The organism is Psychrobacter sp. SZ93C1, from assembly GCF_015864635.1.
In the GTDB taxonomy this organism is placed as follows: domain Bacteria; phylum Pseudomonadota; class Gammaproteobacteria; order Pseudomonadales; family Moraxellaceae; genus Psychrobacter; species Psychrobacter fozii.
Genome location: NZ_JADYWY010000001.1, coordinates 84214 through 110950, shown reverse-complemented (window position 1 = coordinate 110950; position 26737 = coordinate 84214). Strand labels below are relative to the sequence as shown.

The 26737-nt window shown below is 41.4% G+C and carries 22 protein-coding genes; 10 read left to right on the top strand and 12 right to left on the bottom strand.

The window, feature by feature from the left end; all coding sequences use genetic code 11:
• Positions 1-165 precede the first annotated feature (165 nt).
• The 4 genes from I6E83_RS00490 (at position 166) to I6E83_RS00475 (ending at position 4105) form a co-directional block, all read left to right on the top strand.
• Positions 166-708, top strand: coding sequence for an acyl-CoA thioesterase (locus I6E83_RS00490; protein WP_197099519.1), 543 nt, complete (start codon positions 166-168; stop codon positions 706-708).
• A gap of 192 nt (positions 709-900) precedes the next feature.
• Positions 901-1278, top strand: a complete 378-nt coding sequence (locus I6E83_RS00485) for a DsrE family protein (protein WP_197099517.1) — start codon at positions 901-903, stop codon at positions 1276-1278.
• A gap of 180 nt (positions 1279-1458) precedes the next feature.
• Positions 1459-2913 carry a hypothetical protein gene (locus I6E83_RS00480; RefSeq protein WP_197099515.1) on the top strand — a complete coding sequence of 485 codons (1455 nt, stop codon included), beginning with the start codon at positions 1459-1461 and terminating at the stop codon, positions 2911-2913.
• A 148-nt stretch (positions 2914-3061) separates the two neighbouring features.
• Positions 3062-4105 (top strand): NAD(P)H-dependent flavin oxidoreductase, encoded by a 1044-nt coding sequence (locus tag I6E83_RS00475; RefSeq protein ID WP_197099514.1) that lies wholly within the window; start codon positions 3062-3064, stop codon positions 4103-4105.
• Positions 4106-4107: 2 nt separating this feature from the next.
• Here I6E83_RS00475 and I6E83_RS00470 read toward each other — a convergent pair whose 3' ends face one another.
• Positions 4108-5058 carry an alpha/beta fold hydrolase gene (locus I6E83_RS00470; protein ID WP_197099512.1) on the bottom strand — a complete coding sequence of 317 codons (951 nt, stop codon included), beginning with the start codon at positions 5056-5058 and terminating at the stop codon, positions 4108-4110.
• Positions 5059-5362: 304 nt separating this feature from the next.
• Complete coding sequence (locus I6E83_RS00465; RefSeq protein WP_197099510.1) at positions 5363-6076, bottom strand: aspartate/glutamate racemase family protein; 714 nt, start codon at positions 6074-6076, stop codon at positions 5363-5365.
• A gap of 294 nt (positions 6077-6370) precedes the next feature.
• Between I6E83_RS00465 and I6E83_RS00460 the strand changes: the two genes are divergently transcribed.
• From I6E83_RS00460 to I6E83_RS00450, 3 genes are all read left to right on the top strand, one after another.
• Complete coding sequence (locus tag I6E83_RS00460) at positions 6371-6625, top strand: DUF2798 domain-containing protein (protein WP_110922124.1); 255 nt, start codon at positions 6371-6373, stop codon at positions 6623-6625.
• A 411-nt stretch (positions 6626-7036) separates the two neighbouring features.
• Positions 7037-8014: a zinc-binding dehydrogenase gene (locus I6E83_RS00455; RefSeq protein WP_197099508.1), complete on the top strand. Its 978-nt coding sequence runs from the start codon at positions 7037-7039 to the stop codon at positions 8012-8014.
• A gap of 174 nt (positions 8015-8188) precedes the next feature.
• Positions 8189-9193 (top strand): YhdH/YhfP family quinone oxidoreductase, encoded by a 1005-nt coding sequence (locus I6E83_RS00450; RefSeq protein ID WP_197099506.1) that lies wholly within the window; start codon positions 8189-8191, stop codon positions 9191-9193.
• Between the two features lie 70 nt (positions 9194-9263).
• Here I6E83_RS00450 and I6E83_RS00445 read toward each other — a convergent pair whose 3' ends face one another.
• The 5 genes from I6E83_RS00445 to I6E83_RS00425 form a co-directional block, all read right to left on the bottom strand.
• Positions 9264-10934, bottom strand: a complete 1671-nt coding sequence (locus I6E83_RS00445; RefSeq protein WP_197099505.1) for a hypothetical protein — start codon at positions 10932-10934, stop codon at positions 9264-9266.
• A gap of 91 nt (positions 10935-11025) precedes the next feature.
• Positions 11026-11172, bottom strand: coding sequence for a hypothetical protein (locus I6E83_RS00440; protein ID WP_197099503.1), 147 nt, complete (start codon positions 11170-11172; stop codon positions 11026-11028).
• A gap of 202 nt (positions 11173-11374) precedes the next feature.
• Positions 11375-12061, bottom strand: a complete 687-nt coding sequence (locus I6E83_RS00435; RefSeq protein WP_197099501.1) for a zinc ribbon domain-containing protein — start codon at positions 12059-12061, stop codon at positions 11375-11377.
• 809 nt (positions 12062-12870) lie between these two features.
• Positions 12871-14466 carry a glutamine-hydrolyzing GMP synthase gene (gene guaA / locus I6E83_RS00430; RefSeq protein ID WP_197099499.1) on the bottom strand — a complete coding sequence of 532 codons (1596 nt, stop codon included), beginning with the start codon at positions 14464-14466 and terminating at the stop codon, positions 12871-12873.
• Between the two features lie 241 nt (positions 14467-14707).
• The gene (locus tag I6E83_RS00425) at positions 14708-15865 is read right to left on the bottom strand and encodes a MalY/PatB family protein (RefSeq protein WP_197099497.1); all 1158 of its coding nucleotides are present in this window, start codon (positions 15863-15865) and stop codon (positions 14708-14710) included.
• Between the two features lie 561 nt (positions 15866-16426).
• Here I6E83_RS00425 and I6E83_RS00420 point away from each other — a divergent pair.
• Positions 16427-17263, top strand: a complete 837-nt coding sequence (locus I6E83_RS00420; protein WP_197099495.1) for a hypothetical protein — start codon at positions 16427-16429, stop codon at positions 17261-17263.
• A 76-nt stretch (positions 17264-17339) separates the two neighbouring features.
• Here the strand turns inward: I6E83_RS00420 and I6E83_RS00415 are convergent, their stop codons facing one another.
• The 3 genes from I6E83_RS00415 to I6E83_RS00405 all read right to left on the bottom strand — a co-directional run bounded on the left by I6E83_RS00415 (position 17340) and on the right by I6E83_RS00405 (position 20888).
• Positions 17340-18092 carry an IS5 family transposase gene (locus I6E83_RS00415; protein ID WP_197099493.1) on the bottom strand — a complete coding sequence of 251 codons (753 nt, stop codon included), beginning with the start codon at positions 18090-18092 and terminating at the stop codon, positions 17340-17342.
• 420 nt (positions 18093-18512) lie between these two features.
• On the bottom strand, positions 18513-19892 hold the full coding sequence (locus I6E83_RS00410) for a HEPN/Toprim-associated domain-containing protein (protein WP_197099491.1): 1380 nt from the start codon (positions 19890-19892) through the stop codon (positions 18513-18515).
• Positions 19893-20087: 195 nt separating this feature from the next.
• The gene (locus I6E83_RS00405) at positions 20088-20888 is read right to left on the bottom strand and encodes a crotonase/enoyl-CoA hydratase family protein (RefSeq protein ID WP_197099490.1); all 801 of its coding nucleotides are present in this window, start codon (positions 20886-20888) and stop codon (positions 20088-20090) included.
• A gap of 239 nt (positions 20889-21127) precedes the next feature.
• On the opposite strand from I6E83_RS00405, the gene I6E83_RS00400 reads away from it, so the two are divergent.
• Positions 21128-21859, top strand: coding sequence for a LysE family translocator (locus I6E83_RS00400; RefSeq protein WP_197099488.1), 732 nt, complete (start codon positions 21128-21130; stop codon positions 21857-21859).
• Positions 21860-21888: 29 nt separating this feature from the next.
• Positions 21889-22947, top strand: coding sequence for a 23S rRNA (adenine(1618)-N(6))-methyltransferase RlmF (rlmF, locus tag I6E83_RS00395; protein WP_194363728.1), 1059 nt, complete (start codon positions 21889-21891; stop codon positions 22945-22947).
• 214 nt (positions 22948-23161) lie between these two features.
• Here the strand turns inward: rlmF and I6E83_RS00390 are convergent, their stop codons facing one another.
• Complete coding sequence (locus I6E83_RS00390) at positions 23162-23791, bottom strand: manganese efflux pump MntP family protein (RefSeq protein ID WP_197099487.1); 630 nt, start codon at positions 23789-23791, stop codon at positions 23162-23164.
• 105 nt (positions 23792-23896) lie between these two features.
• On the bottom strand, positions 23897-26506 hold the full coding sequence (gene gyrB, locus I6E83_RS00385; RefSeq protein ID WP_227680755.1) for a DNA topoisomerase (ATP-hydrolyzing) subunit B: 2610 nt from the start codon (positions 26504-26506) through the stop codon (positions 23897-23899).
• Between the last annotated feature and the right edge of the window lie 231 nt (positions 26507-26737).

Genomic DNA, 26737 nt, shown 5'->3' with positions numbered 1-26737 from the left:
CTATTTTCCTTGTTTGACGGCAATTTATCTCATTTTTATCACCATTTTTAAAATGAGGACACGCCCTAGAGAACCTTATCAAGATGCGATCTCTGACAATAAATAATTATTGCCATAGATGACAAAATAATAACGCCAACGTTTATAAACTTTTGAGAGTGTTTTATGTACCCATTTATCCGCTACGCTAGTACCATCGTTCATGCCGTCCTAAAAGCAAAACGAGGCGATACATTGACATTCAAGGATACCAGTGAGATTCAATTTCGCTGCCGCTTATCTGATATCGATAACTTTTTGGAGATGAATAACGGCCGCGTATTCACGCTGTACGATTTGGGTCGTATGGACTTTGCGGTACGGACTGGACTTGGCAAGCAGCTGTTGAAACAGCGTTGGGGTTTGGTCATCGCTGGCAGTACTATTCAATATCGTAAGCGTATTCGCGCCTTTCAAAAAGTCACGCTAAAGACAAAAATCGTCGGTATCGATGCGCGTTGGCTCTATATCGAGCAATCAATGTGGGTCAAGGGAAAGCCCTGCTCATCTGCGCTACTGCGTACGGGTGCGACCAAGGGTGGCAGAGTGATCGACACGGCACAAGTGCTAGCAGCATTGGGGCAGTCTGAGTGGGATCTACCACCAACTGGCTACGTCGCCGAATGGATAGAGAGTGATGCCGACCGCCCATGGCCACCAACGGAGTAGTGGCAAGAAATCTTACCTTAGAACAACTCTTGATAAGCGTTTATTGAAAGCACGTCACAAACAAGCCACCTTATGGCTACTATTGCATAACAATACATTATACAAATAAATATATTAAATGTTAGGATGGTAGTGAGTTTGACACTCAACCAAATACTATCTAATTAAAAATAGTCTCATAAGGAAAATAATATGATTAATAATACGGATTACGTCGGTACGCTATTCGACAATAGCGAATCAAACCCAAGCAAAATCACCTTGGCTTTTACCATGGCAGGTGTGGCACTCAAAAAAGGACACTCTGCCTCAGTAATATTGATGGTAGATGCGGTACATCTGGCATTGCCCAATGCGTTGGCTAAAGTGGACATCGGTGCGCCGTTTGAACCTGCTGGCGAGTTACTAGAAGCCTTTATTGAAAAAGGCGGCCAAGTATTGGTCTGTAGTGCTTGCATGAAACATAACGGTATCGGAGAGTCAGCCATCGACAAGCGCTTCACGGTCATCAGTGGTGATGACGTGGTTGAGCTACTGATGAATGCGAAAGGCTCTTTGCAGTTGAGTTAAACAGTAAGCAAAGTTAGTTAATAAAGCTATAGAAGTGGGTCAGTTTTCTTAATCATCATTTTGGATGGTTCGGAGGCTGGCTTTTTTTTGTCAATAGAAATGCTCGTAACTTAAATCAATACATAAACTTTAGTGTGCTAATATCTCATTATAAACTGTAAAGAACGAGTGGGTTTAAAGATGACCAACAGGAATAATGAATATGAAAGCTTCTTGGACGCATGGCAAGAAGTGATAGAAGTAACTGAAAATATATCTATAGTAGATACCGATAATGAAAATATTGATTCCACTCAAGATTTTGCCAGACTAATAAAAGTCACTACTTATATAGATGAAGCGATAAAAAGTATTGATAGTGAGCTGGTTCCTTTGACCTTATGGAGTGAATGCAAAAATCATTCTATAAGTTGCAAACCAAGTGTTGAAGAAGCTGTTAATACCCGTACTGAAGCAACTATTCTAACAGCCAATAATCAAGTAGATATCTTACTTTCTAAACTTGCTCCCTATTTTCAAGACTCTTTGGTAAAAATCAAGGCACTGAAGCCTGCTTTTAATGCCTATATTAAATACATCACAAATCAGCTAGATGCTTATAAAAAGAAAAATGACGATTTGGTGAAAGATCTTGAGCAAAAACTAACTATTTCTTCAGATATTAATGATGAATTACATGGATACAAAGAAAATCTTTCAAAGTTATACGGTGAGCTTGTAGTAGGTACAGATCAAGAAACATCATTACAAGAAAAATTAAAAGATTTAGAGCAATCCATAGATGAGCAACATTCTAAAATAGACGAGTTTTATAGCTCTCTTTTAGTAGATGAAGGTTCAATAAAATCTAAAATTGAGGAAGCACAAGAACTAATAATCACTACAAACTTAGAGACTCAACAAATTAGTGACGATTTATCTGAAAAGCTAAGTGAGCTTAAAGATTTTCACAAGAAAGTATTTGGTGAACCCAATGCAGAAGGAGATGTGGAAAACGGACTTAAATTTGAAATTAATGAGAGAAAGAACAACTTAGACTCACTTATAACTACGCAGACAAATCAGTATCAAGCTATAAAAGCAAATATTGAAAGTTTGTTGCCTGGTGCCACAAGTGCGGGACTAGCAAGTGCATATCATGATCTAAGCGTTTCTTTCGTTAAGCCGATAACAATATATACACGTTTGTTCTTTCTATCTATAGTTGTACTTCTAGGACTAGCCCTATATTTTACTAATCAAAATGCAATTTTAACTGATGTTCCTACTACTTCTGATATCACTATTTTGAAAGATATTGCTATCTTTTTACTGCAACGATTACCAATAGTTCTACCAGTAATATGGCTTGCAATATTCGCCTCAAAAAGAAGAAGTGAAGCGGAAAGATTAAAACAAGAATATGCACATAAAGAGGCGTTAGCTAAATCGTATCAAAGCTTCAAGCTTCAAATAGAAGAGCTTGACGGTGAAAACAAAGAGCCTTTATTAGAGAAACTTTTGGCTGTTGCTATTGATACTATAGCTACAAATGCCTCAAGTACATTGGATAAAAAGCATGGTGATAATATCCCTCTAATTGGAATGTTTGACAAAACTATTGATAAATTACCTTCTATCAATTCTAAGGAATAAAAATTACTTAGTATTGATAGTTAACTACAAAACTGTAGCCAAAACCTACCCCTCCTATTCAGCAACTAAATAAACACTATCTCACATACTCTGTACTCAGCTCTGTTAAAGTAAGTCATGCAAACACCCTAATAAAAGGCAGTCAGTCATGACCTTACTTAATACCCTAAACTTAACCTACCCTATCGTCCAAGCGCCAATGGCAGGTGCAACCACACCTGAGCTGGCAGCGACGGTGAGTAACTTTGGTGGACTGGGCTCATTGGGGTCTGGCATGACTGCGCCAGATGTTTTAACTGGCCAAATTGATACCATTCAATCGCTCACCGACCGACCTTTTATGATCAATCTGATGGTGCTCTCTGAGCAGGACTGTACGACCTTTGATACCTCAATGCCTGCTTGGTTAAGTCAATACTATCAAGACAATAATATCGAATATGCACTACCTGAACGCCCAGCGCTAAGCTTTTTAGACCAGCTACAAGTGCTCTATGACAATCCTGTTCCTGTTGCCAGTTTTACCTTTGGTATTATCAGTGCCGAGCAAGTTCAGCATCTCCAAGGTCTCGGCACGCGCGTCATCGGCACCGCCAATCATCCATTAGAAGCGAAAGCGTGGGCGGATATTGGCGCAGATGCGGTATGTGTACAAGGAGTCGAAGCTGGTGGGCATCGCGGTGGTTGGCTACCGCAAAGTGAAAGTGATCCATTAGGGTTATTGACGTTGATTGGTCAGACACGTGCCTGTACCGATATTCCGTTGATCGCAGCAGGTGGTATTATGACTGGACAAGCTATCAAAGCTATTCAGGCAGCTGGTGCCGAGCTGGCACAAATAGGGACAGCATTTTTGACCACCGATACATGCGGTATCAATGACATTTATAAACAAGCTTTACTGGATGCCAGTCATAGCAAACGCAGCGCTGAGACACGCTTAACTAGATTATTCTCAGGTAAGCTCGCTCGTGGTTTATTGAATGACTATCTACGTGATTTTGCCAAATTTGACAGTGCTAATGAGCTACCGCCCTATCCTCAATTAAATGCCATGACCAAATTTATGCGAGCCAATGCTTCTCAGAACAGAGATGCAGAGCATCAATCCCTTTGGGCTGGACAAGGGGTAGCTTTGGTCAAACAAGAAAGCACGCTTGAACTGCTTGAGAGATTGGTAAAAGCGTTATAAATTTACTCATCTTTTAGCGTTGCCCGAAATTTTTTATAATCCTCGGCGGTCTCTTTTACCGACTCTATCATCGGTACGTGGCCGACTTCTGGCATCATAATAACCGTTGACTGCGGGATGATTTCTTTAATCAACGTAGTCGTTTCAGGCTTGATGACTTGGTCTTTTTCGCCCCAAACGACCAGCGTCGGAATCTGATAGTTCGCAATGACTTTGGCACGCTCTTCGACATTGTCTGTGACGATCTGCTCTAGTATTTTGGACTCAAGCGCTTTATTAGCAATACGCTCTTGCGCAAACACCGCTTGCACAGTTTTGGGCAAATAAGGCGGCTTATACATGACAAAGTCATACATATCGTAGATATCTTCCGTCTTATTGACCAATAGCGGGTTGTTCTCAAGCGTGGCATTTTCCAATGATTTAGGAATGCCTACTGACCAAAACCCTGCACTATCGATGAGCCATAGACTTTTGACATCGTCTGGATACTTTGCCGCATAAGCCACACTGATCGCCCCGCCCATTGAATTACCGCCGATATGGATATTCGATACCAAGCCTGTCGCTTGCATTAATTCATGCAGACGTTGCGCTTGAGCATCAGCGCGATAATCCGCAGTATCAGGCTTACTCGAATCGCCAAACCCTAATAAATCTGGGATAACAAGGTGATAGTCTGCCAACATGTCAGCGATACGAGTGAAATTGTCTTTATTACCGCCAAAACCATGAATCAATAATAAAGGCTCAGCATTGATAGCGTTATTTTCGGTATAAGTAATTTGTTCACCAGAGGCGAGTGTGAATACTTTACTGGTAAGGTCTGATTTAGCACGTTCGTGTTGGATGATTTTTTGAGTCGTATTTACGGCTAATGTATTGGGTGCGGTGGTGCAGCCGACGACTGACAAGCTGAGTACAGTGGCGAGGCTTAGGCGTTTTAATATCATCGAAACTTCCCTATTAAGAAACAGTAATAGACTGATGTGCAAGATGCGGCTAGTGCTGCGTATAGTCAATCTACTATAACTCGCCACCAAACAATAAAATTTATACACTAGGACATGTCCTCATTTTAAAAATGGTGATAAAAATGAGATAAATTGCCGTCAAACGAGGAAAGTAGTGCAGATAATATCGAGATATTGACCAACTATTTGACGATGTTTGGCAAAATTTAGCTATTTTTAGCCCATTTAGAGAATACTCGTTTGAATTGAGGACATGCCCTAACTGCTTTCCATCAATCTTTACCTAATCATTTTTACCTAACAGAAAATTAACCGCTGCGGCAGCATGAATAGCCGTGGTATCAAATACTGGAATCGGGCTATCGGCTTGACTGATAAGTAAGCCTATCTCGGTACAGCCCAATATCACACCCTCTGCCCCCTCATTGGCTAAATCTGTAATGACTTGGCGATAATACTGACGTGAGCTATCGATTATCTGTCCTTGGCACAGCTCGTCATAGATAATACGATGCACCTCTGCGCGAGCATCAGTCTCAGGAATCAATACTTGTAATCCTGCATCGATAAGGCGCTGCTTATAAAAATCTTGGGTCATCGTAAACTGCGTACCTAGCAACGCAATTTTAGTGAGCTTCTGCTTTTTGATGGCGTGAGTGGTGGCATCAGCGATATGTATTAGTGGCAAGTCGGTCACTGCTTGCACATCATCAATCAATTTATGCATCGTATTAGAAGCAATCATTAGCCCGTCTACGCCAGCGGCTTGTAATCGCTCGCCACTATTTGCCATCATTGCGCCAAGCTCAGTCCATGCTCCTTGTGCTTGCAACACACCAATCGGTGCAAAGTCGACACTATGAATCAGCAAATCTGCTGAGTGTAAGTTACCCAATTCAACTTTGATGCCGTCATTGATTAAGCGATAATAGACCTGAGTACTCTCCCAACTCATACCACCAATGATACCTAATGTGCGCTGCTTTCGAGCTGCCATTTCATTGTCCTACATGTTTATTGTGATCGACTTTATCGTAGCAAAATTAATCAGATTTAGTGCGCTATTTCTTTATACTGTACTCCTGTAAAAACTATTCTGTTGTGAGAATGGCTATAGTTTAACCATAACAAACCTCGCCATTTATAATAACCATTTTATTCATTGGTCAGCACGCGATATGATAGTACTCAATGGCAAACTCTAACGGCCCCCACCACCACTTATTATATAAAATTGACACTTACCTCATCAGTGAAGTGTCTTTAGCACCACTCAGGACACTCTAAAACTATGGCAAATTTTCCTACCATCAGAATACGCACACGGCGCAAATACTACCGCCTTATCTTCACAGGTATCATGGCAATGATGATGTCACTGATTATCTCAACGGCCTTATTGGTGGTAAAACAAGGCTTTATCGACGGCTTTTTTATGGAGTTGATGCATTCGTGGGGACTGGCCTTTATGTTTGCGTGGCCAAGTGCTTATATTTGTGCTTATCTGGTACAAGAGCATGTGCTTAGTCGTATTGAGTTTTATTAAATAGTATCGATAGCTATCATCATTCTGAGTCATCATCAGTCTAAGATAGTTTAGATGTAAGGCAGGCCAGTCAAGGTTCTACAGAGAATAGACTGAACTGGCCTGATGCCGTATCCCATGTATATGGGCTTGGCTATCTAACGCTAGAAAATATTACTGATGTAAGCCAAGCTTTCTATAATAAAATCCCGTTAGCGCAAATGTATCTGACGTCTAGACGACCAGTCTATTTTTAAGTATAGTGTCTTTGTTAGCCGATAACCTATAAGCATCATTATCATGGTATCGTTTCTACTAGAAGAAAAAATACATTGGTGAATGACCTTGATAACATGATATTTATAGTCGGTTATTCGTACTCTTAATACACTTATAAATAAACCAAATCATAAATACATAAAGGAAATTATTATGCGTAGTGCTATCCATAACAGCTTTGGCAAACCTTCTGACGTATTGAGCGTGGGCGACAGTCCTATGCCGCAGCCGGCTGCCAACGAAGTCCGTATCAAAACCATTCTCTCACCTATTCACAACCATGACATGCTGACAGTGAGTGGACAATATGGCTACAAGCCTGAGATGCCAGCCATCGGTGGTAGTGAAGCGCTAGGCATTATCGATGCGGTAGGCGATGACGTGACAGACTTTAGTGTGGGTCAGCGTGTGGCTTGTGCCAGTGTGCATGAGACGTGGGCAGAGTATTTTGTCGCTCCTGCCAGCATGGTATTTAACATGCCTGATAGTATCGAAGACGAGTTGGCTGCCCAGCTGATTGCCATGCCGCTGTCTGCCCTAATGCTATTAGAATTCTTAGAAGTGAATAGCGGTCAGTGGATTATCCACAATGCGGCGAATGGCGCTGTCGGTAAAACCCTTGCCATGCTCGCAGCAGCGCGCGGCGTGAACACGATTAACCTCGTCCGTAGCAAAGACGCGATAGAAGAGCTGACCTCACTCGGTATCAAAAACAATGTGGTCACAGCTGATGACGACTGGAAAGACCAAGTCCGCGCCATCATCGGCGATGACAAGATCACAGCAGCCGTTGATTCAGTCGGTGGTGAGTCGAGCAATGAGCTGCTATCGCTACTGGGTAGCAAAGGCACACTGGTCTCTTTCGGTATCATGTCAGGCAAGCCCATGGCACTGGACGCTGGTAGCTTGATCTTTAAGCAAGCGACTGTCAAAGGATTCTGGGGTAGCAAAACCAGCCAAGAAATGGATCTAGACAACAAACAACGTCTGATCACTGAATTGCTAGAACGTGCGTCGAATGGCGATTTGAAGCTACCAATCGAAGCTGTTTATAGCTTGGACGATATCGCAACAGCGGTCTCTGGAAAAGTACAATCAAGTAAAAAAGGCAAAGTTCTTTTAAAACCTTAATTCCTATACTCGCCTCGTAATTTCGTAATAAGGGCAAAAACCAGCGGTATTAACAAATATAAGCAAGCCCATTTGTATTAGCTATAAGATACGGTGGGCTTTTTTAACCATTCTGCTGTAATAGTATCGCTAAGCCAATCAGCGCAAATAATAAGATTTAATAAGGATATAACCATGTCAAACGATACAACATTCAAAGCATTAGTCGTCGAAGAAACCAGCGATGGTGAATTTAAAAAAAGCATTCAAGAACGCAATATCAGTGATTTACCAGAGAATGACTTGCTCATCGAAGTACATTATTCGTCGTTAAACTTTAAAGATGCGATGTCGGCATCGGGTAATAAAAGAATCACCAAACAGTACCCGCATACCCCTGGTATCGATGCAGCAGGCGTCGTAGTCAGTGACAAGTCAGGCACGTTTACCGTAGGGCAAGAAGTATTGGTATTCGGCTATGATCTCGGTATGGATACCGATGGTGGCCTTGGTCAGATGATCTCAATCCCTGCAGATTGGGCGCTGGCTTGCCCAGAAACGCTGACACTAAAAGAAGCGATGACCTATGGTACAGGCGGCTTAACCGCAGCGCTGAGTGTCCAAAAATTAGAGAAAATGGGCGCAAAACCAAGTGATGGTCCAGTTGCTGTAACAGGTGCAACAGGTGGCGTCGGTACGATCAGTATCGCTATCTTAAAGCAGCTCGGCTATGAGGTGATTGCGTTCTCAGGTAAGCCAGAGCAAAGTGAGCACCTAAAAGCATTGGGTGCAAGCGAAGTACGTCATCGCGATACCATCAATGAAATCGGTAACAAACCTATCGGCCGTGAGCTATGGGCAAACGCTATTGATACCATCGGTGGCGACTACTTACCCAACCTGCTCAAGCAAACCAAATCTGGTGGTGCAGTGACCAGTTGTGGCCTAGCTAGTGGTGCGGATTTTTCAATGTCAGTGATACCTTTTATCACCCGCGCGGTGTCGCTATTGGGTATCGACTCGGTCTATATCCCACTGGCTGATAAAGAAGCTATTTGGAAACGTGTCGCCACTGATATGAAACTGCCTAACCTTGAAAGCTATGGCGAAGAGATTACGCTAGAGCAAACGCCAGAATACTTAGATCGCTTTATGTCGAGTAAGGTGGTTGGGCGTTATGTGGTGAATGTGAAGGGGTAGTTCTTTAAGAGTTAGTATCGATTGAAAAAGCAGCACTTCTCAGTGCTGCTTTTTTTAAGGTGATTTTTAACTATGTGTCATATTTCCAATGAAAGAGTAGTTTTGCTAAAATTTTAGTATCCATGCTATTTGAAGGAAAAGCTATAAAATCTTTCTTCTTTTCCTCGAACATAGTTTTTAGTTCTTTATTATTTTTATCAGAATAAAATTCAGGAAAAGCGTCAAAATGATTCATAAATACGCCCCATTTGAACGCTATTTTAAAATCCTTCCAACCTTGTACGTTACCATTCTTATTAGGTTGTGCTAACGCTACTAGCATATAGTCTTCTATAAATTTAATTTGACGATTACCTGCTGAATATCTAATGGTATTAAATGCTTCTCTCATTCTAGTAAGAGACGATTCAAAATCCCTACTATAAAATAGCTTCATACCATCTATCCAATATTTTAACCATGGAAACACAATATCATTACCAACATCATGATACTCATTTAGCCATTTTTGATGGTCATATTTTTCTTTCATTACATAATACCCATACCCACAGTTTTCAATGTTTTTCCTATAACTTTCATCATTGAAAGGAGTTAAAGTATCTTGAAAAGACCTAATAACGAACTTATTTGGTGCAGTGCTATACCATCTTTCAAGTTCTTCTTGATAAACTTTTTCAAGAGATTTGGTGTACATATGACTGTTTTTCGAAGATTCTTCAATATACTTTTTCTGGATCTTACTTAAGTTATGAGCAATTTTTCTTTCGGTTTCTTTGGATTTATCAAGAAAAAAATTTATAATTTGCATTTGCTGCCAACTCTCAACTATATCTTTTTCTATACCTGTTAACTTAGAGTCTCTCTTGACTTCATTAATTGAGTAAAACTGCTCGAAATCTTTATTTATCAGAGTTAAATAATCTCTTAATTTTTTTAAAATATTAGAAACATCTTCTTCTTTATAGTTTTCATATAAGCTTTTCAGACAGTAAGTGACAAATCTAGCTATCAATAAGAAAAATCTATATTTTTGCTTTCTATCATCATCAATATTATGGAACTGGAACCCTCTATCAAACACATCCAGAATACTTGAGAACGTTGGTAGCTTAACAGCACCAGACACCCAATTATTTACGTTAGCCAAATCCTTATCGATTTGATCAATATTTCCACCACGTTTCTCGCAAAAAGTATTATGAAAACCTTCTTGGCTTTTATTCTCACAATTATATATCCAATGAATAATATAAGCTAACGGTGTTGTATCTCCGTATTCCAAGTACCAAAATTTCTTGCTAGGTGAAACAGAAGCGTCTAAAAACACGCTATAACATTGCTGATACTGGAATATTGAGATTGTAGAGCTTCGTAGGAAAACAGTACTTATTAGGAAAAACAATGACTCTTTTTTTCCTAGATAGGTTTGGTTAGTTAGTACAGTCTGAGTATATATTTGGAATAATTCTAAAAGTGGGTCATACAATGTACCGCTATACATGGCATTCGTAAACAAACTATGTATTGCTGACCTAAACTCGCTAATATGTTGTTCAAAATTCTTTAAGAAATCACCTTCTTCTTTAGCTAATCTATCAAGACTTTTATGTAAACTTTTATCGTCCATATCAATATCGATGATGAAATTTTTCTTATTCTTAGATGGGATAATGCCTGTTGCATTATAAATAAATTTAATTAAATCACCTTGTGACGGAAATTGTGCTAAATCAGACATAATAATTCCTAAATTGATATATTATCCCAAAAATAAGTAGTTAAGTCTTCTGGTTATAGAAGACTTAACGGCTGACTATATAGTGTTAAAGCTAGCCTTTATTTTTTCGATTAGGATTCATTTGCTTACCTCGGTTTCCTTGGGCTTGGTCATAAGCTTTATTAGTACCACCCGTTCCTTTATTTGGGTTTCTCATGTTAGAATTGTTGTCTGCTACAGTAGTTTTCTTCGCGCTCATATAGAATTCCTTTAAAAACTTAATTAGAAGATTTAGGCTTACTACTCACTGCTCTGTGAGTAAGTTCACTATAGTTAAACAAGGTTCTAATAACCAATAATTTTGGCGACATAAATTTACTATCCACCGTACCCATAAAAAACACCCAAACAAGTTGAGTGCTTTTTATTTCAGCTAAAGGCTAAGTAGAGAGAAAAACCGACTACACCAACCAATACCAATCAGGCGCAAAAAAGTAAGACATACACGCTGTCAGTAATATATTCAATATACTACCCACAATTGCGCCAACCCATGATGTCCCACCCTTCTCCGCTAGTGCTTGTTTAAGCGTAGCTGGATCTACTGTGTTGCTCATAACTTTCTTTATATTTTTGGCACTATGATTAAAGTAAAAATAATTACCTAAAAAACCTACAAACATTGCCAATGCCACAAGAAAACTGGTTTGACCTATAGAGCTATATACTTCCATACCGAGCGAATACATTAAGACCAAATCAAAGATATTAATACTGAGCAAAATACATAAAGACACTAGGTACATCTTGCGATAACACAACCAAGATATTCCCAAAAGAAGTCCGGCAATATTAAAACTGTGAATGCTCGAACCCTCATTATTGACGTCTAAGCGTGGCTCACTGTCCTTAAACCATTTATCACGGTAAAAACCATCATACTTTTCACCGACGAAGGCCGCCAGTAAAGTATCCGCTGTCTCAGAGTCAGAAGATATTGTGTTTTGTGAGCTTTGCGCATCTTTTGAGATATTTACGGCTGTGAGCGGTGGTGGTGTCTGTGCTTGAATATCAGAGAGCTGCTGTCCACATTTTGAGCAAAATCCTGCGTCACTTGAGTTTACTTGATCACAATTATTACAAAGCATCTTATCCCTTAGTTTTACTAAATACTGAACGGTTAGTTGTCTTATCTCGACTTCAATAATCAATAGCCAATTAAAGTTGACTATATTATAGATAATAAAGACAAATGTTCAATAAAAAACTAAAGCCTTCTTAGTTGCCTATTTCTTCAAGCCAAAAAAAACACCCAACCAAGTTGAGTGTTTTTTTATCATTTGAAGCTAAGTATTATCTAGAATCTTACTATCACTCAGTCGTAACCGCCAGTAACTGCCTCTTTACGGATATTATTGATAATTCTAATAATGTTACTTATAATTTTTTATATTTTCTTAATTATATATTGAATTTTACTGACGAAGACCTTATTTCATAGATGAGGAATAACCTCTCTAAATTAAAGGATTAAATCATGAGTTTGAAGCCAGGACCGAAACCAATTGCTAAGTCGACTGGGAAGCCAGATCAACGTCGACGTGATAATAAAAATACTCCAGGAAATACTCCATCTGTAAAGCCAAGTAAATCCTCCAAATGAGGATAAAATAATCTTACTTTTAATAGCAAGCCAGAACTAATTGTACTGGCTTCTCTTCAATACAATAGTACCGAAATTGCCTTTTCTTATTAGCCAATTTAGTCTAGTAAGTCTTAGTCTTAGTCTTAGAAATTTACGTTGAACATCCTAATTCAATGAGTTAGATAAAAGAGAGTTAGGTAATATTCCCAACTTACCAATCTATATAAGTTATCAGTGAAAAGATGATAAACATAAAAAAGCCCACGCTATCGTGGGCTTTTTTTATGACTAACAGCGCTACTTAAGGAAGAATTATTCCCACTCAATCGTTGCAGGCGGCTTGCTCGAAACATCATAAGTCACACGCGATACTTCAGCTATTTCATTCATGATACGGTTCGATACCGTTTCAATCAAATCATACGGCAGATGCGCAAAGCGAGCCGTCATAAAGTCTACCGTCTCAACCGCACGTAACGCAATCACCCATGCATAGCGGCGGCCATCACCGACCACACCGACTGATTTGATTGGTTGGAATACGGCAAATGCTTGTGCCGTTTTGTCATACCAGCCTGATTTTTCTAACTCCGCCATAAATATCGCATCAGCTAAACGCAAGATATCCGCATATTCTTTTTTCACTTCACCAAGGATACGCACACCCAAACCTGGACCTGGGAACGGATGGCGATAGATCATTTTAGCTGGTAGACCTAAGGTAATACCAAGCTTACGCACTTCGTCTTTGAACAAATCACGTAACGGCTCAATCAGCTTAAAGGCCAAGTCGTCTGGCAAACCGCCAACGTTGTGATGGCTCTTAATCACGTGTGCTTTGCCTTGATGCGACTTAGCAGATTCGATAACGTCAGGATAAATCGTACCCTGCGCCAAGAATTCAACGACTTTACCATCGCTTTGCTCACTCACTTGACGGGCGCTATCAGCGAATACGTCGATGAACGTTTTACCGATGATTTTACGTTTCTTCTCTGGATCAGACTCGCCTGCTAGCGCATTTAAGAACAAGTCTTCTGCATCAACACGGATGACTTTTACGCCCATGTTTTCTGCAAAGATTTGCATGACTTGGTCGCCTTCGTTCAAACGAAGTAAGCCGTTGTCCACAAAGACGCAAGTCAGCTGATCGCCAATGGCTTTGTGCAGTAACGCTGCTACCACTGAGCTATCGACACCGCCTGATAGACCTAGCAATACTTGCTTGTCACCGATTTGCTCTTTTAATTGTGCGATACGCATCTCAGCGATGTTGTCTGGCGTCCAATCGCCTGCGCACTCACATATTTCATGAACGAAACGACCTAGCAACGCCTGACCTTGTAAGGTATGCGTCACTTCTGGATGGAACTGTAGACCGTAATATTGCTTGTCATCATTGGCCATAATCGCAATCGGGCAGCTTGGTGTACTGGCAACGATATCGAAGCCTTCAGGGACTTCAATCACTTTATCGCCATGACTCATCCAGACATTGAGCGTGCCAGCAGCGTCTTCGATGCCATCGATCAAGGTAGACGTGCCATTGATGTTGATCGTCGCTGCACCAAACTCATGAATATCACTGGCATGAACCTGCCCGCCGAAACGATCTGCCATCGCTTGCATACCGTAGCAAATACCTAGTACTGGTACGCCCAAATCAAACACCGCATCGTTGATACGTGGGCTGTTTTCAGCATGGACGCTCTCAGGGCCGCCCGATAGGATGACGCCTTTTGCACCAAAATCGATGATGCGCTGAGCGTCGATGTCATAAGGGAACATCTCACAAAACACCCCAGAATCGCGCACACGGCGGGCGATCAGCTGGCTATATTGCGAGCCAAAATCGAGGATTAAGATGCGGTCTTCTTTAATGGTAGGAGTGGCAGCAGTTGTGGTCATAAATCGATGTCCATCAATAGATAAATTGGTGCCCTATTTTAACAAGTTTACGCCCTCTATTGGCTATTAGATGATGAATTATTCGCGATTATTATTAGAGCGTGCCTTCAATTCACTCGATAGTCGTCTAAATGGGCTAAAAATAAGAACAGAAGAGACAGTAAGCCCAATCATAAGCCCAGTGACAAACAAGCTATCTGCCTCTCCATTTAGCAAAGACCCGTACTACTTACTGCACTTACTACGTAGCATCACCCAACGCTGCATGCATACGAGTCAACCCTTCTAATAGCAATGCTCTAGGACATGCGACATTAATACGCATTTTAAGATGACCTTCCTCACCATATTTGAATCCTGCACTCAGCTCAACTTTAGCTTCTCTAAGCATGTCATAAAGCACTTGATCATCTTGACCATACGCCGAGCAATCTACCCAAATTAAATACGAGGCTTCTGGACGCATGACCTTAATCTTAGGCAAATTTTCTTCTAAAAACTGCACCGTTAAATCAATATTGGCTTCGATATAATTCAGCGCCTGCGTCAACCACTCATTGCCTTGCTCATAAGCCACACGCATGGCCGTATACGCAAATAAATTCAGCTCGTACTCGTCATTTAAGTGCTGCTGCTGACTGATTTTTTTGATTAATGCGGCATCTGTCGCAAATATCATCGAGCCTTTGATACCTGCGATGTTAAAGGTTTTGGTCATCGAGGTCAGGCTTACGACATTGTGCTCGTAGCCTTTTGCTAACGTTAGAAACGGTATAAATGTGTGACCAGTCAAGGTCAAATCTTGATGAATCTCATCACTGACAATCGCCACATTGTGCTTTTTACAAATCGCAAGCAGCGCTTCAAGCTCATCAACCGTCCACACGCGCCCGCCCGGATTGTGTGGATTACACAATAAATAAAGCTTAACATCATGTTCGACTATTTTGGCTTCGATATCGGCCAAGTCCAGATGATACTTACCCTCGACTTCCTTTAATGCAGAGAGCACAAGCTTGCGGCCATTTTGCTCAACTTTACTCATAAAAGGTGTATAAATAGGATCATTCACCAATACCGCTTCGCCTACTTCGGTAAAGACGTTCATCATCAGCGCTAAGCTTGGCACGACACCGGGTGAGAACAATATATTCTCTTTGGTCAGCTGCAAGTCATAACGACTGCCATGCCACTGAATAATTGATTCATACAAAGCCTCAGTAGGTTTGGTATAACCCAATATGCCATGCTGCACTGTTTGCTCAATTGCGTTTAAGATAGGCTGCGCAGCCTTAAAATCCATATCCGCCACCCATAACGGAATCGTGTCATCGGTATAGTGCCATTTGAGTGACCCTGTATTACGTCTATCGACTATCTCATCAAAGTTGTATTGCATTGGACTTCTTCTTAATTATAAAAATAGTGGTTTAGGGTACAACATGAAGGGCGTCATCGCCAATGGCTTTATGGTGGTTATATGGATAGACGAATGGTTAGCGTGTGTTAGAGCATGACTGTTTGTTCAGCTGTTTAATTACTGTTTACTCATTCGCTGAACCACTTTTTTAAGAGATAGTTGATTCAGTTTAAAAGAGGGTCAAGGCAACCGAGCGCAGATGTATATCTGATACCTCAAGTGAGGTTAACGCTGTCACTCTTTTATAGAGGATTGACTATATAGAATATTGATTGCTTGAACGGTCACTATAAGTTAATGTAAAAGTCGTATATAGTCGGTTCAATATCATTTGGATACAAGGAAGGCGAGTGAAAGTACTACAAATCGTAGACTAAGCGAGACTGACACCGTATCCAATGTATAGGGGATTGACTAGAGTTAAGCTTATCTACCGACTGGAACTAATGTCATCATAGTATGTCAACACTATATACCTGATGGCTTTGATCCATCCAAACCACCTACTAAGCCGTTAAGGCTATCAAAAAGGAATTAAGAATGAAAATGGACTTTCTACCGAATTTAGTGCTAAAAACCAGTGCGCTCACGTTAGCCATCGCCGCAACCACGGCATGCACGACGATGGCAACAGGCGCTGAGCATAAGATGTCAGATGCTCCAACCACTGCAACTGCGACTAGCAGTACTGCCATCACGCTTGGCAACGCTGCCACAACTAGCGGCACTAATGATACTGTCGCTATCGGTAGTCAAGCCAATGCAGGTCTGAACTCGGCAACGGCTGTCGGTGGTCAAGCCAATGCAGCAGGGCTAGGCTCAACCTCTATCGGTTGGCAATCAAAAGCAACCGCTGAACGCGCGCAGGCGTTCGGTCATCTAGCCAATGCTAGCGGTGTACGCTCTACCGCCGTTGGTGAAGCCGCCATGGCTGGTGGTACTAATGATACGGTCGCTGTCGGTAACAAAGCCAATGCAGGCCTGAACTCAGCAACCGCTGTCGGCGGCGAAGCCAATGCTGCTGGTCTAGGCTCAACGTCTATCGGCTGGAAATCCAAAGCCACAAGCGAGCGCGCACAAGCATTCGGTCATTTAGCTGATGCTAGTGGTGTTCGTGCTACGGCAGTCGGTGAAGCGGCAGCAGCACAAGGTGCAAATTCGGTCGCTGTCGGTAATAAATCTATGGCAGCTGGCATGAATAGCATCGCTATCGGTAACGAAGCAAAGGCAGCTAAAAACAACCAAGTCGTCTTAGGTAAGGCCGGACAAGTGCAGTCGAGTACCGCAGCACAATCAGGTACGGTCAGAATCATCACTATCGATGACAACGGCACTTTAGGCACTATGATGGTTGATTACTACCAAAAAGCTAAATAGCTAAATAGCTATAATTGAATGGTCAACACTGACGCTGTTTTAGTTATAGCCAGTCATACTAGGGCGTGTTGAACATTCAAAGTTTCAACCAAAGATAGGCACAATCGAGAGCCACCGTATTCTCATAACTTTGCTTGAGCTTATCAAATCTAGTTGCAACCGCCCTATAGTTTTTTAACTTAGCAAAAGCATTTTCTACTAAGTGTCGAGCCTTGTACAAGTGCCAGTCCATATGGTTATTGGTGGACTTAGCATTCTGTTTTCGAGGAATATTGTTGAAGCAACCCGATTGTTCAATATGGTCTCGCAGCGGATCAGAATCATAGCCCTTATCGGCACATAGCATATCTGTACCACTTAAATTAATCTTATCAACTAAGTCTGGAGCCACCTTTACATCGTGAGTCGTACCATCTGATAAGATAAAAGTAATAGGGTTGCCGTGAGCATCAACCGCCAAATGAATCTTGGTGGTGCGTCCTGCCACACTTTTACTAATGGCTTGTTCCACCTCATTGCTACCATTACTGTGCTGATGTGCTTTGATGTGTGTGCCATCGATAAACACCCATTCACAGTCTGAGTCTTTCATTAATAAAGCGAACAGCGCAATCAGTTTATTGCTACGAAACCAGCGCTGATAAGCCTTGTAGATGGTATTAGGCTTACCAAAGTAAGATGGCAGATCACGCCAAGGACAGCCAACACGCATACGATATAATACGCCTTCGACTGTTTGTCTAAGATTCCCTTTGTCATAGATATTAAGTTCTAGTAATATAGGTCTTAGTCTTGTCCAGTGTTGATCTTTGAGCATTGTACGAGGCATAGCAAACGATGTCTTTTTTGTGTGAGAACTTAAAGACTAACCGTTTGCTATTTTTTTGCCATCGTTTTATTCCCAATGTTCAACACGCCCTAGATAAAACAAAAAACCTCGCAATTGCGAGGTTTTTTTGGTTTGTGTGGTTAGTTTGCTTGATGGTGTTTCGAAGTGCTGTATTAGATTTTGTGGTTATTAGAGCTACTATGAAGCTGGAGCCAATCCTGCCATCCGCTATTATCTGCTATTATCTGCTTAAACAGGATAGCCTCTACTGTCAGAACTGGTGATTAAGTCTAATTCTCACAAATATCTATCGTAGATTTAGCTTCATCATTCCAATAAACAAAACGTAATATTATTTTGTCCTTAGCTTAATACTTTATAGCTATTCACAGTTTCATTGGAAAAAATAGTAATTTATAATTATTCATAGTATCCTTCCGCCTGTGAAAGTATACTATTTTCATAATCATCATGAAAAACCTTAAAAATCCCCTCAAGTATCACTTTAATACCTGACCAGTCATATTCATTGATTAGCAAATTATTGTCAGCACAAAGCTTTATTTTTTCTCGAAAGCACTTTTGAATCCTATCCTTTTCAGTAATTTCTCCCTGAAACTTCTCTAAACCTTTATCAAATCCCGCCCACTGAATAGGAAAATAATTGCCACTACAGTCAGAAATACACTCCTTTCCAAGGTAAGGTTCTATACTTCCTGCCATTCCATTGACATTCATATTAAGTAACCCATTTGGACCAATAGTTGGATAATTATTGAGTATATCTATGTTAGGTAGAATAAATATCTTAATATTACTAGAAATTTTAACTCTTTCTATTCCTTTCAATGCAGCATGAGCAGCGGTATCATTATCAAAAACTGCAATGATTTTGTTAACTATGCCAACACTAGAGAATGACTTAACAAGATTAGCAAGACTTCCTGCACCGCCTCCAACTTTAGCACCTTCGAAATCCATAAAAGTAAAATATTCAGCTAAATTAGGGTAAAGTAAGTTTAAGGATTCTGATAATATGAATGCATCTGACTTTCCTTCAGTTAGAACAATAGATTTACCAGTATCGTAATATTCAATAGAACTTAGATCAGTCACATATTCAATTAAATCCTCGTTCACATCAAAATATCCACCTAAAATCAAATCTCCAATATCGTAAACTAGGTCTTCATCTTCTGGTATAACCTCAAGACAAAGTCTTAATGCCAAATATATAGAATCGCTAGGAAATCCATAGAAACTATCTTCGTTCCGCAACATATATTCTAGTAAAGAATTATATTTTATATAAGATAATGAGCAGTCATTTTTTTCACTTAGTGATACGGTTTCGTGATTACTTTTATATCCTTCATATGTCAGTCCTTGCTCATAAATTTCTTTAAAAGCATCTAACCATTTATCAAGATTCATCTCTTTAAGAATAGTTAATGTAGAGTCAAAAATATCATGTCTTGTAGACATGTCCTCACACCGCAGTATTTTTTTCTCTAAAGAATGCTTGAATGCTTTTTCAGAAGTTTCAAAAGTATATCCAAAAAGCTCTAATCTAGATTTTAAAGTACTTAGAGGAATAGAGTAAAAAACTAAATTAACATCCTTTTCTTTCTCAAGATAATCTTTCCATACAATACTGATTTTTTTGGGAATGCACTCACTATTTGATGTAACAATTTTTTTATCACTTGAGCTAAATAACTTCATGATATAAGGTGCAACATCTCCTTTAGTCCAGTCTACATTGATACTGCTTACCCAACACTGTGCATAACTTCCCATAAAGAATATATCCCATATTTTACTTGCTATTGCTTATTGTATATTTCAGATAGAAGATCCGGTTTGAGGCAGCATATATATATATCAGATTAAACGTTAAAATTTAGCCCTTTTATAATATATAAACAAAAATAGTGGATAAGAAAATTATTTATAGCTCATACGCTTCATTTAAGAGTTATTTAAATTGATGTCCTACCTACCCTTAAACTCAGCCTCACGTCTCTCAACCATCGCTATCACACCCTCTTTCGCATCTTCTGAATGAAAGAGCGGCGGCAAATAGCTATGAATATTGGCTAATGCAGTCGCCGCACCATTACGGCTGGCATCTTGTGCTGATGACAATGCCCCTCTCACACCTAAAGGCGCGGCTTTACAGATCTCTTGCGCCAGCGTCAATGCTCGATCGTACTCAGTACCATTTGCCACTACTTCACTGACCAAATTCAGTCTATCTGCCGTCTGCGCATCGAATGCTTTGCCAGTAAGTAGATACGGCATGGCTTTTTGCCAACCTGCCGCCGCGACAAAGCGTACCGTCGCACCGCCAAATGGCATGATGCCACGCTGAACTTCCATTTGTGCAAAGTTGCAGTTATCACTGGCAATGACCACATCACTGTTGAGCATCAGCTCAATGGCTACCGTAAAGCAGGTGCCTTTGACCGCGACCACTACTGGTTTGGTACGCAGTTTGCCGCCGATGCCCCACGGGTCGATTTGATCATCATTAAACTCAAACACGCCATCGTTTAGCTTGTCTTGCAGCTCGACCAAATCTAGTCCAGCGGTAAAGTGATCACCATGCGCAAATATCAACGCACAGCGTAAGTTGTCGTCTTGCTCGTAGCGGGTCATCGCATCAGACAGCTGACCGATCATATGACTGTCAAAGGCGTTGCGTTTATTGGCACGATTTAGCCCGACAAGGCAAACATGGCCTTGCGTGTTATAAGTGATGCGGTTTTCTGTAGCGTTGCTGTCCGTAGTCATAGTTCTGTCCTTGTTGAAATAATCATTGTTATATAATAGGTTGTCATACAATAGGTATAGTCGAATCTCGGTACTTCATTCATAGAAATTTGTCGATAAACCCACTTTTAATATAGACACCCTCGCACGATAACACAAGCAGTAGAACTGCTACGAATAAAGCTCATATCAATATCAGTTGACCCCACTCACGTTAAGTGTAACCATGAGAAAAATATAGACATTACTCAGAGCATTCTATGGAATTTTGGCACGGTTTTTTGCTGATTACTACCGTTCACTTACTGGCTGCAGCCTCCCCAGGGCCTGATTTTGTCTTGGTATCACAGCAGACGTTGGCAAAGGGTCGACGCACAGGTTTGATCTGTAGTCTCGGTATTACCTTGGGTCTTGCCGTACACATTATCTATTCAGTGTTAGGACTGGCAACGGTCATTGCTCATTCGCAGCCACTATTGACTACGATTAAATGGCTGGGCGGTGGTTATCTGATTTATCTTGGTTGGCAAGGTATTCAAGCCAAACCTAAAAAGCCATCAGATTTAGCCAACTTAACAAGTGCAGCAGACTCAGAAGTAAGTTCAAGCGCTCACGTTTCACAGGATGCGATGATTAGCCAAGCCACCCCCTCAGCTAAAAACATCTCTACCAAAAAGTTACCTAGCAATAGCGAATCCACCTTTGCTACGTTGCGCCGTGGCTTTTTTTGCAATGTCTTTAATCCAAAAGCGCCCGTATATTTTGTCGCGATATTCACACTCGTATTGTCACCTGATATACCGCTGTGGCAGTTGGCCATTTATGGCGTATGGATGATGCTCTTACAAATGGCATGGTTTAGTACGGTCGTGATGCTCCTGTCCATCCCTGCTATTCATCGCCGGTTTCAGCGTTTTGAGCATTGGATCAACCGCGTATTGGGTACAGCGATGATAGTATTGGGATTAAATCTGATTTTACGTAGTCGATAAGACATTCGTTACTCGTGAAATCTGCTAAAATGGTGGATTATATTCAAACATCAAAGCCACACACTATGACCCGTATTCCAGCAAATAGTACACACAGAAACAGATCACCGGCGACCGCTAAAAAACTCGGTCAGCTACATCCGCGCAACCCGCATCAAGGTCGTTATGACTTTGCGGTATTGACTCGCGCGTTGCCTGAGCTTGCCAAGCATACTATTACCAACCCTAAAGGCGAGCCGACGATTAACTTCTCGGATCACCAAGCCGTACGTGTCCTCAATCAGGCGCTACTGGCCCATTATTATGGCGTGAAGTTTTGGGACATTCCAGAAGGCTATTTGTGCCCACCTATCCCAGGACGCGCTGATTATATTCACTATATTGCGGACTTGCTTGCGCAGACCACTCATGTGAATGCGGATAACACACCGCCAACAGGTAAAGAAATCCATGCCTTAGATATTGGAACGGGTGCCAGTGCCATCTATCCAATCATCGGTAGCCAGAGCTACGGTTGGCGCTTTACTGCCAGCGATATTGATCCAATTTCGGTCAATACCGCTGCGCTTATTTGCGATGCCAATCCAAAGCTAAAAGGTGCCGTAAAAGTCAAACTACAAACCAATCCTAAGCATATGTTCGCAGGCATCATCGGTCGCCAAGACTACTTCGATGTGGTGGTCTGTAACCCTCCATTCCATGCGTCATTAGAGGAAGCAATGGAATCCAACAGCCGCAAGCAACATAACTTGCAAAGACATCGCGGCAAAAATGAAAACGAGCAAATAAGCCGTAGTTCGTCGAAGACAGGTAACGCTGCACAAAACCTAAACTTCGGTGGTCAGCATAAAGAGCTATGGAGTGAAGGTGGCGAGATTGCCTTTTTGACCAAAATGGCAAAAGAGAGCCAAGATTTTGCAGAGCATGTCGGTTGGTTTACGACACTAGTCTCAAAATCTGAAAATGTAAAACCATTACAGCTGTTATTAAAGCAACTTGATGTCGCCCAAATGCGTATTATTGAGATGAGTCAGGGTCAAAAAAGCACCCGTGTATTAGCATGGCGTTTTAACACTGACGAAGAGTAGTCACTAAGCAAGCTTACTAGTTTGAGTTTCACGTGAAACAAAAAAGCACCGCTCTAAAGTTTAGAGCGGTGCTTTTTATTGAGAATAACAAATTTGGAAAACAACTGATAGTCAAAGAAGTCTAAAACAGGTACAAGGCAGCCGATTGCAGATAGTACAAGTCGTACATCTAAGGAGGGTAACGCCGTAGCAGTTTAGTCATTCTTTGACTATATTAACTAAAAAACATCACCTTGAATCCAATGGCGATAAGCACCAACCCACCTAGCGCTTCTGCTTTGTCCTCTAACCACGTACCAGATCGCCAGCCCAAATAAACACCAAACAGGCCAAATATAGCAGTGATTAACGCGATGATTAAACAAGCTAACCATGCATTTAGCTCTAACAGATTAAGTGTGAATCCTGCTGCCATCGCATCAATACTCGTCGCAATGGCGAGTGTAAATAAGGTGCGATGATTGACAGTTTTGTGGCCATGATGAACCACCGACATTGCTTCACTATCTGCATTTATAGCGTTGCCGTTTGTGTGAAGCTCACTGTCGACAGCATCTTCTTCATCCGCAGTAAATACTTCGTAAAGCATCTTTCCACCGAGAGCGATAAGAATAAACCCACCAATCCAAGGTGCAGCCGCAGCTAACCAACCCAAAAGTGCTGCCCCTAATAGATAACCAATAAGTGGCATCACGCCCTGTGCAATGCCAAAATATAAGGCAGCATAAATAGCCAATCGCAGCAGATAAGACTTACTCTGTTTTTGTGACTTAGCACCCAGTCCAATAGCCACAGCGAATGCATCCATTGCTAATGCGATAGCGAGTAATACGACTTCAATCATTTTATTTTTCTCGTAAAGTAATCAGTTATTTGTTCCACGTGAAACAAAAATACCGCTTCGATATTCGAAGCGGTATTTTATATGTTATTAACGATAGTCTCAGACTTAGATGTCTAGGTTTGACACTGTCAGTGCATTCTCTTCGATGAAGATACGGCGCGGCTCAACATGATCACCCATTAGGCAAGTGAACATATGATCAGCAGCGATAGCATCTTCGATAGTGACGCGTAGCATACGACGGTTTTCAGGGTCCATCGTTGTGTCCCAAAGCTGATCGGCGTTCATTTCTCCTAGCCCTTTATAACGCTGGATGGCTAGGCCACGACGTGCATCGACCATCATTTGCTGCCAGAGATAATCGAAGTCACGTACTGGGATATCTTTCGTCGTACCCGCTGTTGCTTCACGGCGGATAAAGGCATCACTTTCAAGCAACGTGTTCCATTCAGCGGATAAGCGCAACAGCTTACTGTATTCACCTGAACTGATGAAACTCGCATCCAGTAGATAATGATGAGCCAACTGATGCACATAGACAGTGATACGTGGTAGCCACTGTGCTTTGGTAGATAATGCTTCGCCATCGATAGTTTCTTCAGCGACGACTTCTGGCTTCATACCCAATAGATCAGCTGCTGCCGCATCCATATTTTTTGGTTGCGGTGCATGGATATTGATCAGTTCAATCTCAGGACTTAGATCACTACCGAAATGGTCCAGCTGCGTTTGCATGGCTTCTTTCCATGCTTGCATAGCAGATTTATCGTTAGTCATATCCGTCGTCAGCTTTGGTGTATGCGTCAAAGCATCCAAAAGCACCGCTGGGAAACGAATTTGCAAACGTGCTTTGATTAGCTGCGTTTGGTTATAGTCATTCAGTAGTGTCTCAAGCGCTTGACCAGTGATCGCAGGCGCATCAGCACTGATATGCAGCTTAGTATTGTCAATTGTCGATGACAGTAGATACGCTTTAAGTGCTTCATCGTCTTTTAGGTATAGTTCTTGACGACCTTTTTTGACTTTATATAGCGGTGGCTGAGCGATATAAACATAGCCACGCTCGATTAATTCAGGCGTTTGACGGAAGAAGAAAGTCAACAGCAACGTACGAATGTGAGATCCATCAACATCAGCATCGGTCATGATAATGATTTTATGATAGCGTACTTTGTCAGGGTTATATTCGTCAGGGCCAATGCCACAGCCAAGTGCCGTAATCAGGTTACCCACTTCAGCAGAAGACAGCATTTTATCAAAACGAGCACGCTCAACGTTCAAGATTTTACCTTTTAACGGCAAAATGGCTTGGGTTTTACGACTGCGCCCCTGTTTGGCTGAACCACCTGCAGAGTCACCCTCCACAATATATAGCTCTGACAATACTGGATCTTTTTCTTGGCAATCAGCCAACTTGCCCGGTAAACCTGCGATATCCAAAGTCGTCTTGCGACGCGTCATCTCACGCGCTTTACGAGCAGCATCACGTGCGCGTGCTGCATCGATAATCTTACTCGCAATCGCTTTACCCGCACTTGGGTTCTCTAATAGATAGTCATTAAACTTATCATGCATCGCTGATTCAACAGCTGATTTTACTTCGCTTGATACCAGCTTATCTTTAGTCTGACTAGAGAATTTTGGATCCGGTACTTTTACAGAGACGATAGCCGTTAGACCTTCACGCGCATCATCACCCGTTGCAGCTACTTTTTCTTTTTTGAATAAATTTTCACGATCCATATAGCTATTCAGGCAGCGCGTCAACGCTGAGCGAAAACCTGATAGATGCGTACCACCATCTTTTTGAGGGATGTTGTTGGTGAAACATAGTACTTTTTCGTTATAAGTATCTGTCCACTGCAGTGCGACTTCAACACTGATACCGTCATCTTGTTGACTGGTAAAATGGAAGACTTCGTTGACACCGTCTTTGCCAGCATTGATATAGCTAACGAACTCGAGCAATCCACCTTTATGTTCAAACTCATGACGCTTATCAATGCGCTCATCAGTCAATACAATACGCACACCAGAGTTCAAAAATGATAGCTCACGTAAGCGTTTTGCTAAGATATCATATTCAAAAATAGTACCGGTGAACACATCACTACTAGGGTAAAAACGGATTTGCGTGCCCGTCTGATTCGTGGCTTCCATCTGCTGAATATCAGCATCAGGTACACCATCGGTATAAGTCTGATTATAGTGATAGCCTTCACGCCAGATATTCATCTCTAGCTTTTTAGATAAAGCATTGACCACTGAGATGCCTACACCGTGCAGACCACCTGACACTTTATAGCTATTGTCATCGAACTTACCACCAGCATGAAGTACCGTCATGATAACCTGTGCTGCAGATACACCCTCTTCTGGATGGATATCGACAGGCACGCCGCGACCGTTGTCCATCACACTGACAGATTCGTCTTCATGGATAATGATGTCAATCTGATCACAATGACCCGCAAGCGCTTCGTCAATAGAGTTATCCACTACCTCAAAGACCATGTGGTGGAGGCCTGTACCATCATCGGTATCACCGATATACATACCAGGACGTACACGTACCGCTTCTAGCCCACGTAATACGCGAATATCTTTAGAGCTATAATCAGAGGGTAATACTTCAGGCGCCACAGCTGGCAACGTCGTTGCAGCAATACTATCTGATGTCAGTTGCTCGTGGTCGGTAGGTAATGAATCACTCATGTGTCTTCCTTAATCTAGCCATAATCAGCCGTTTGCTATGGACTCACCACTACGATGATGCCTCATAACGTTATTTTAGACTCAACTGTTGTAGTAAAAATCTTCGATACGCATCATTGGCTAAAGCATAATTAACCAAAATTTCGTCAGAGATGATATTGACTCAGAGAACACAAAGTCAGTGCTTTATAACTTCACAATCAGCTTCTTTTTTTTAAACATTATTAAAGC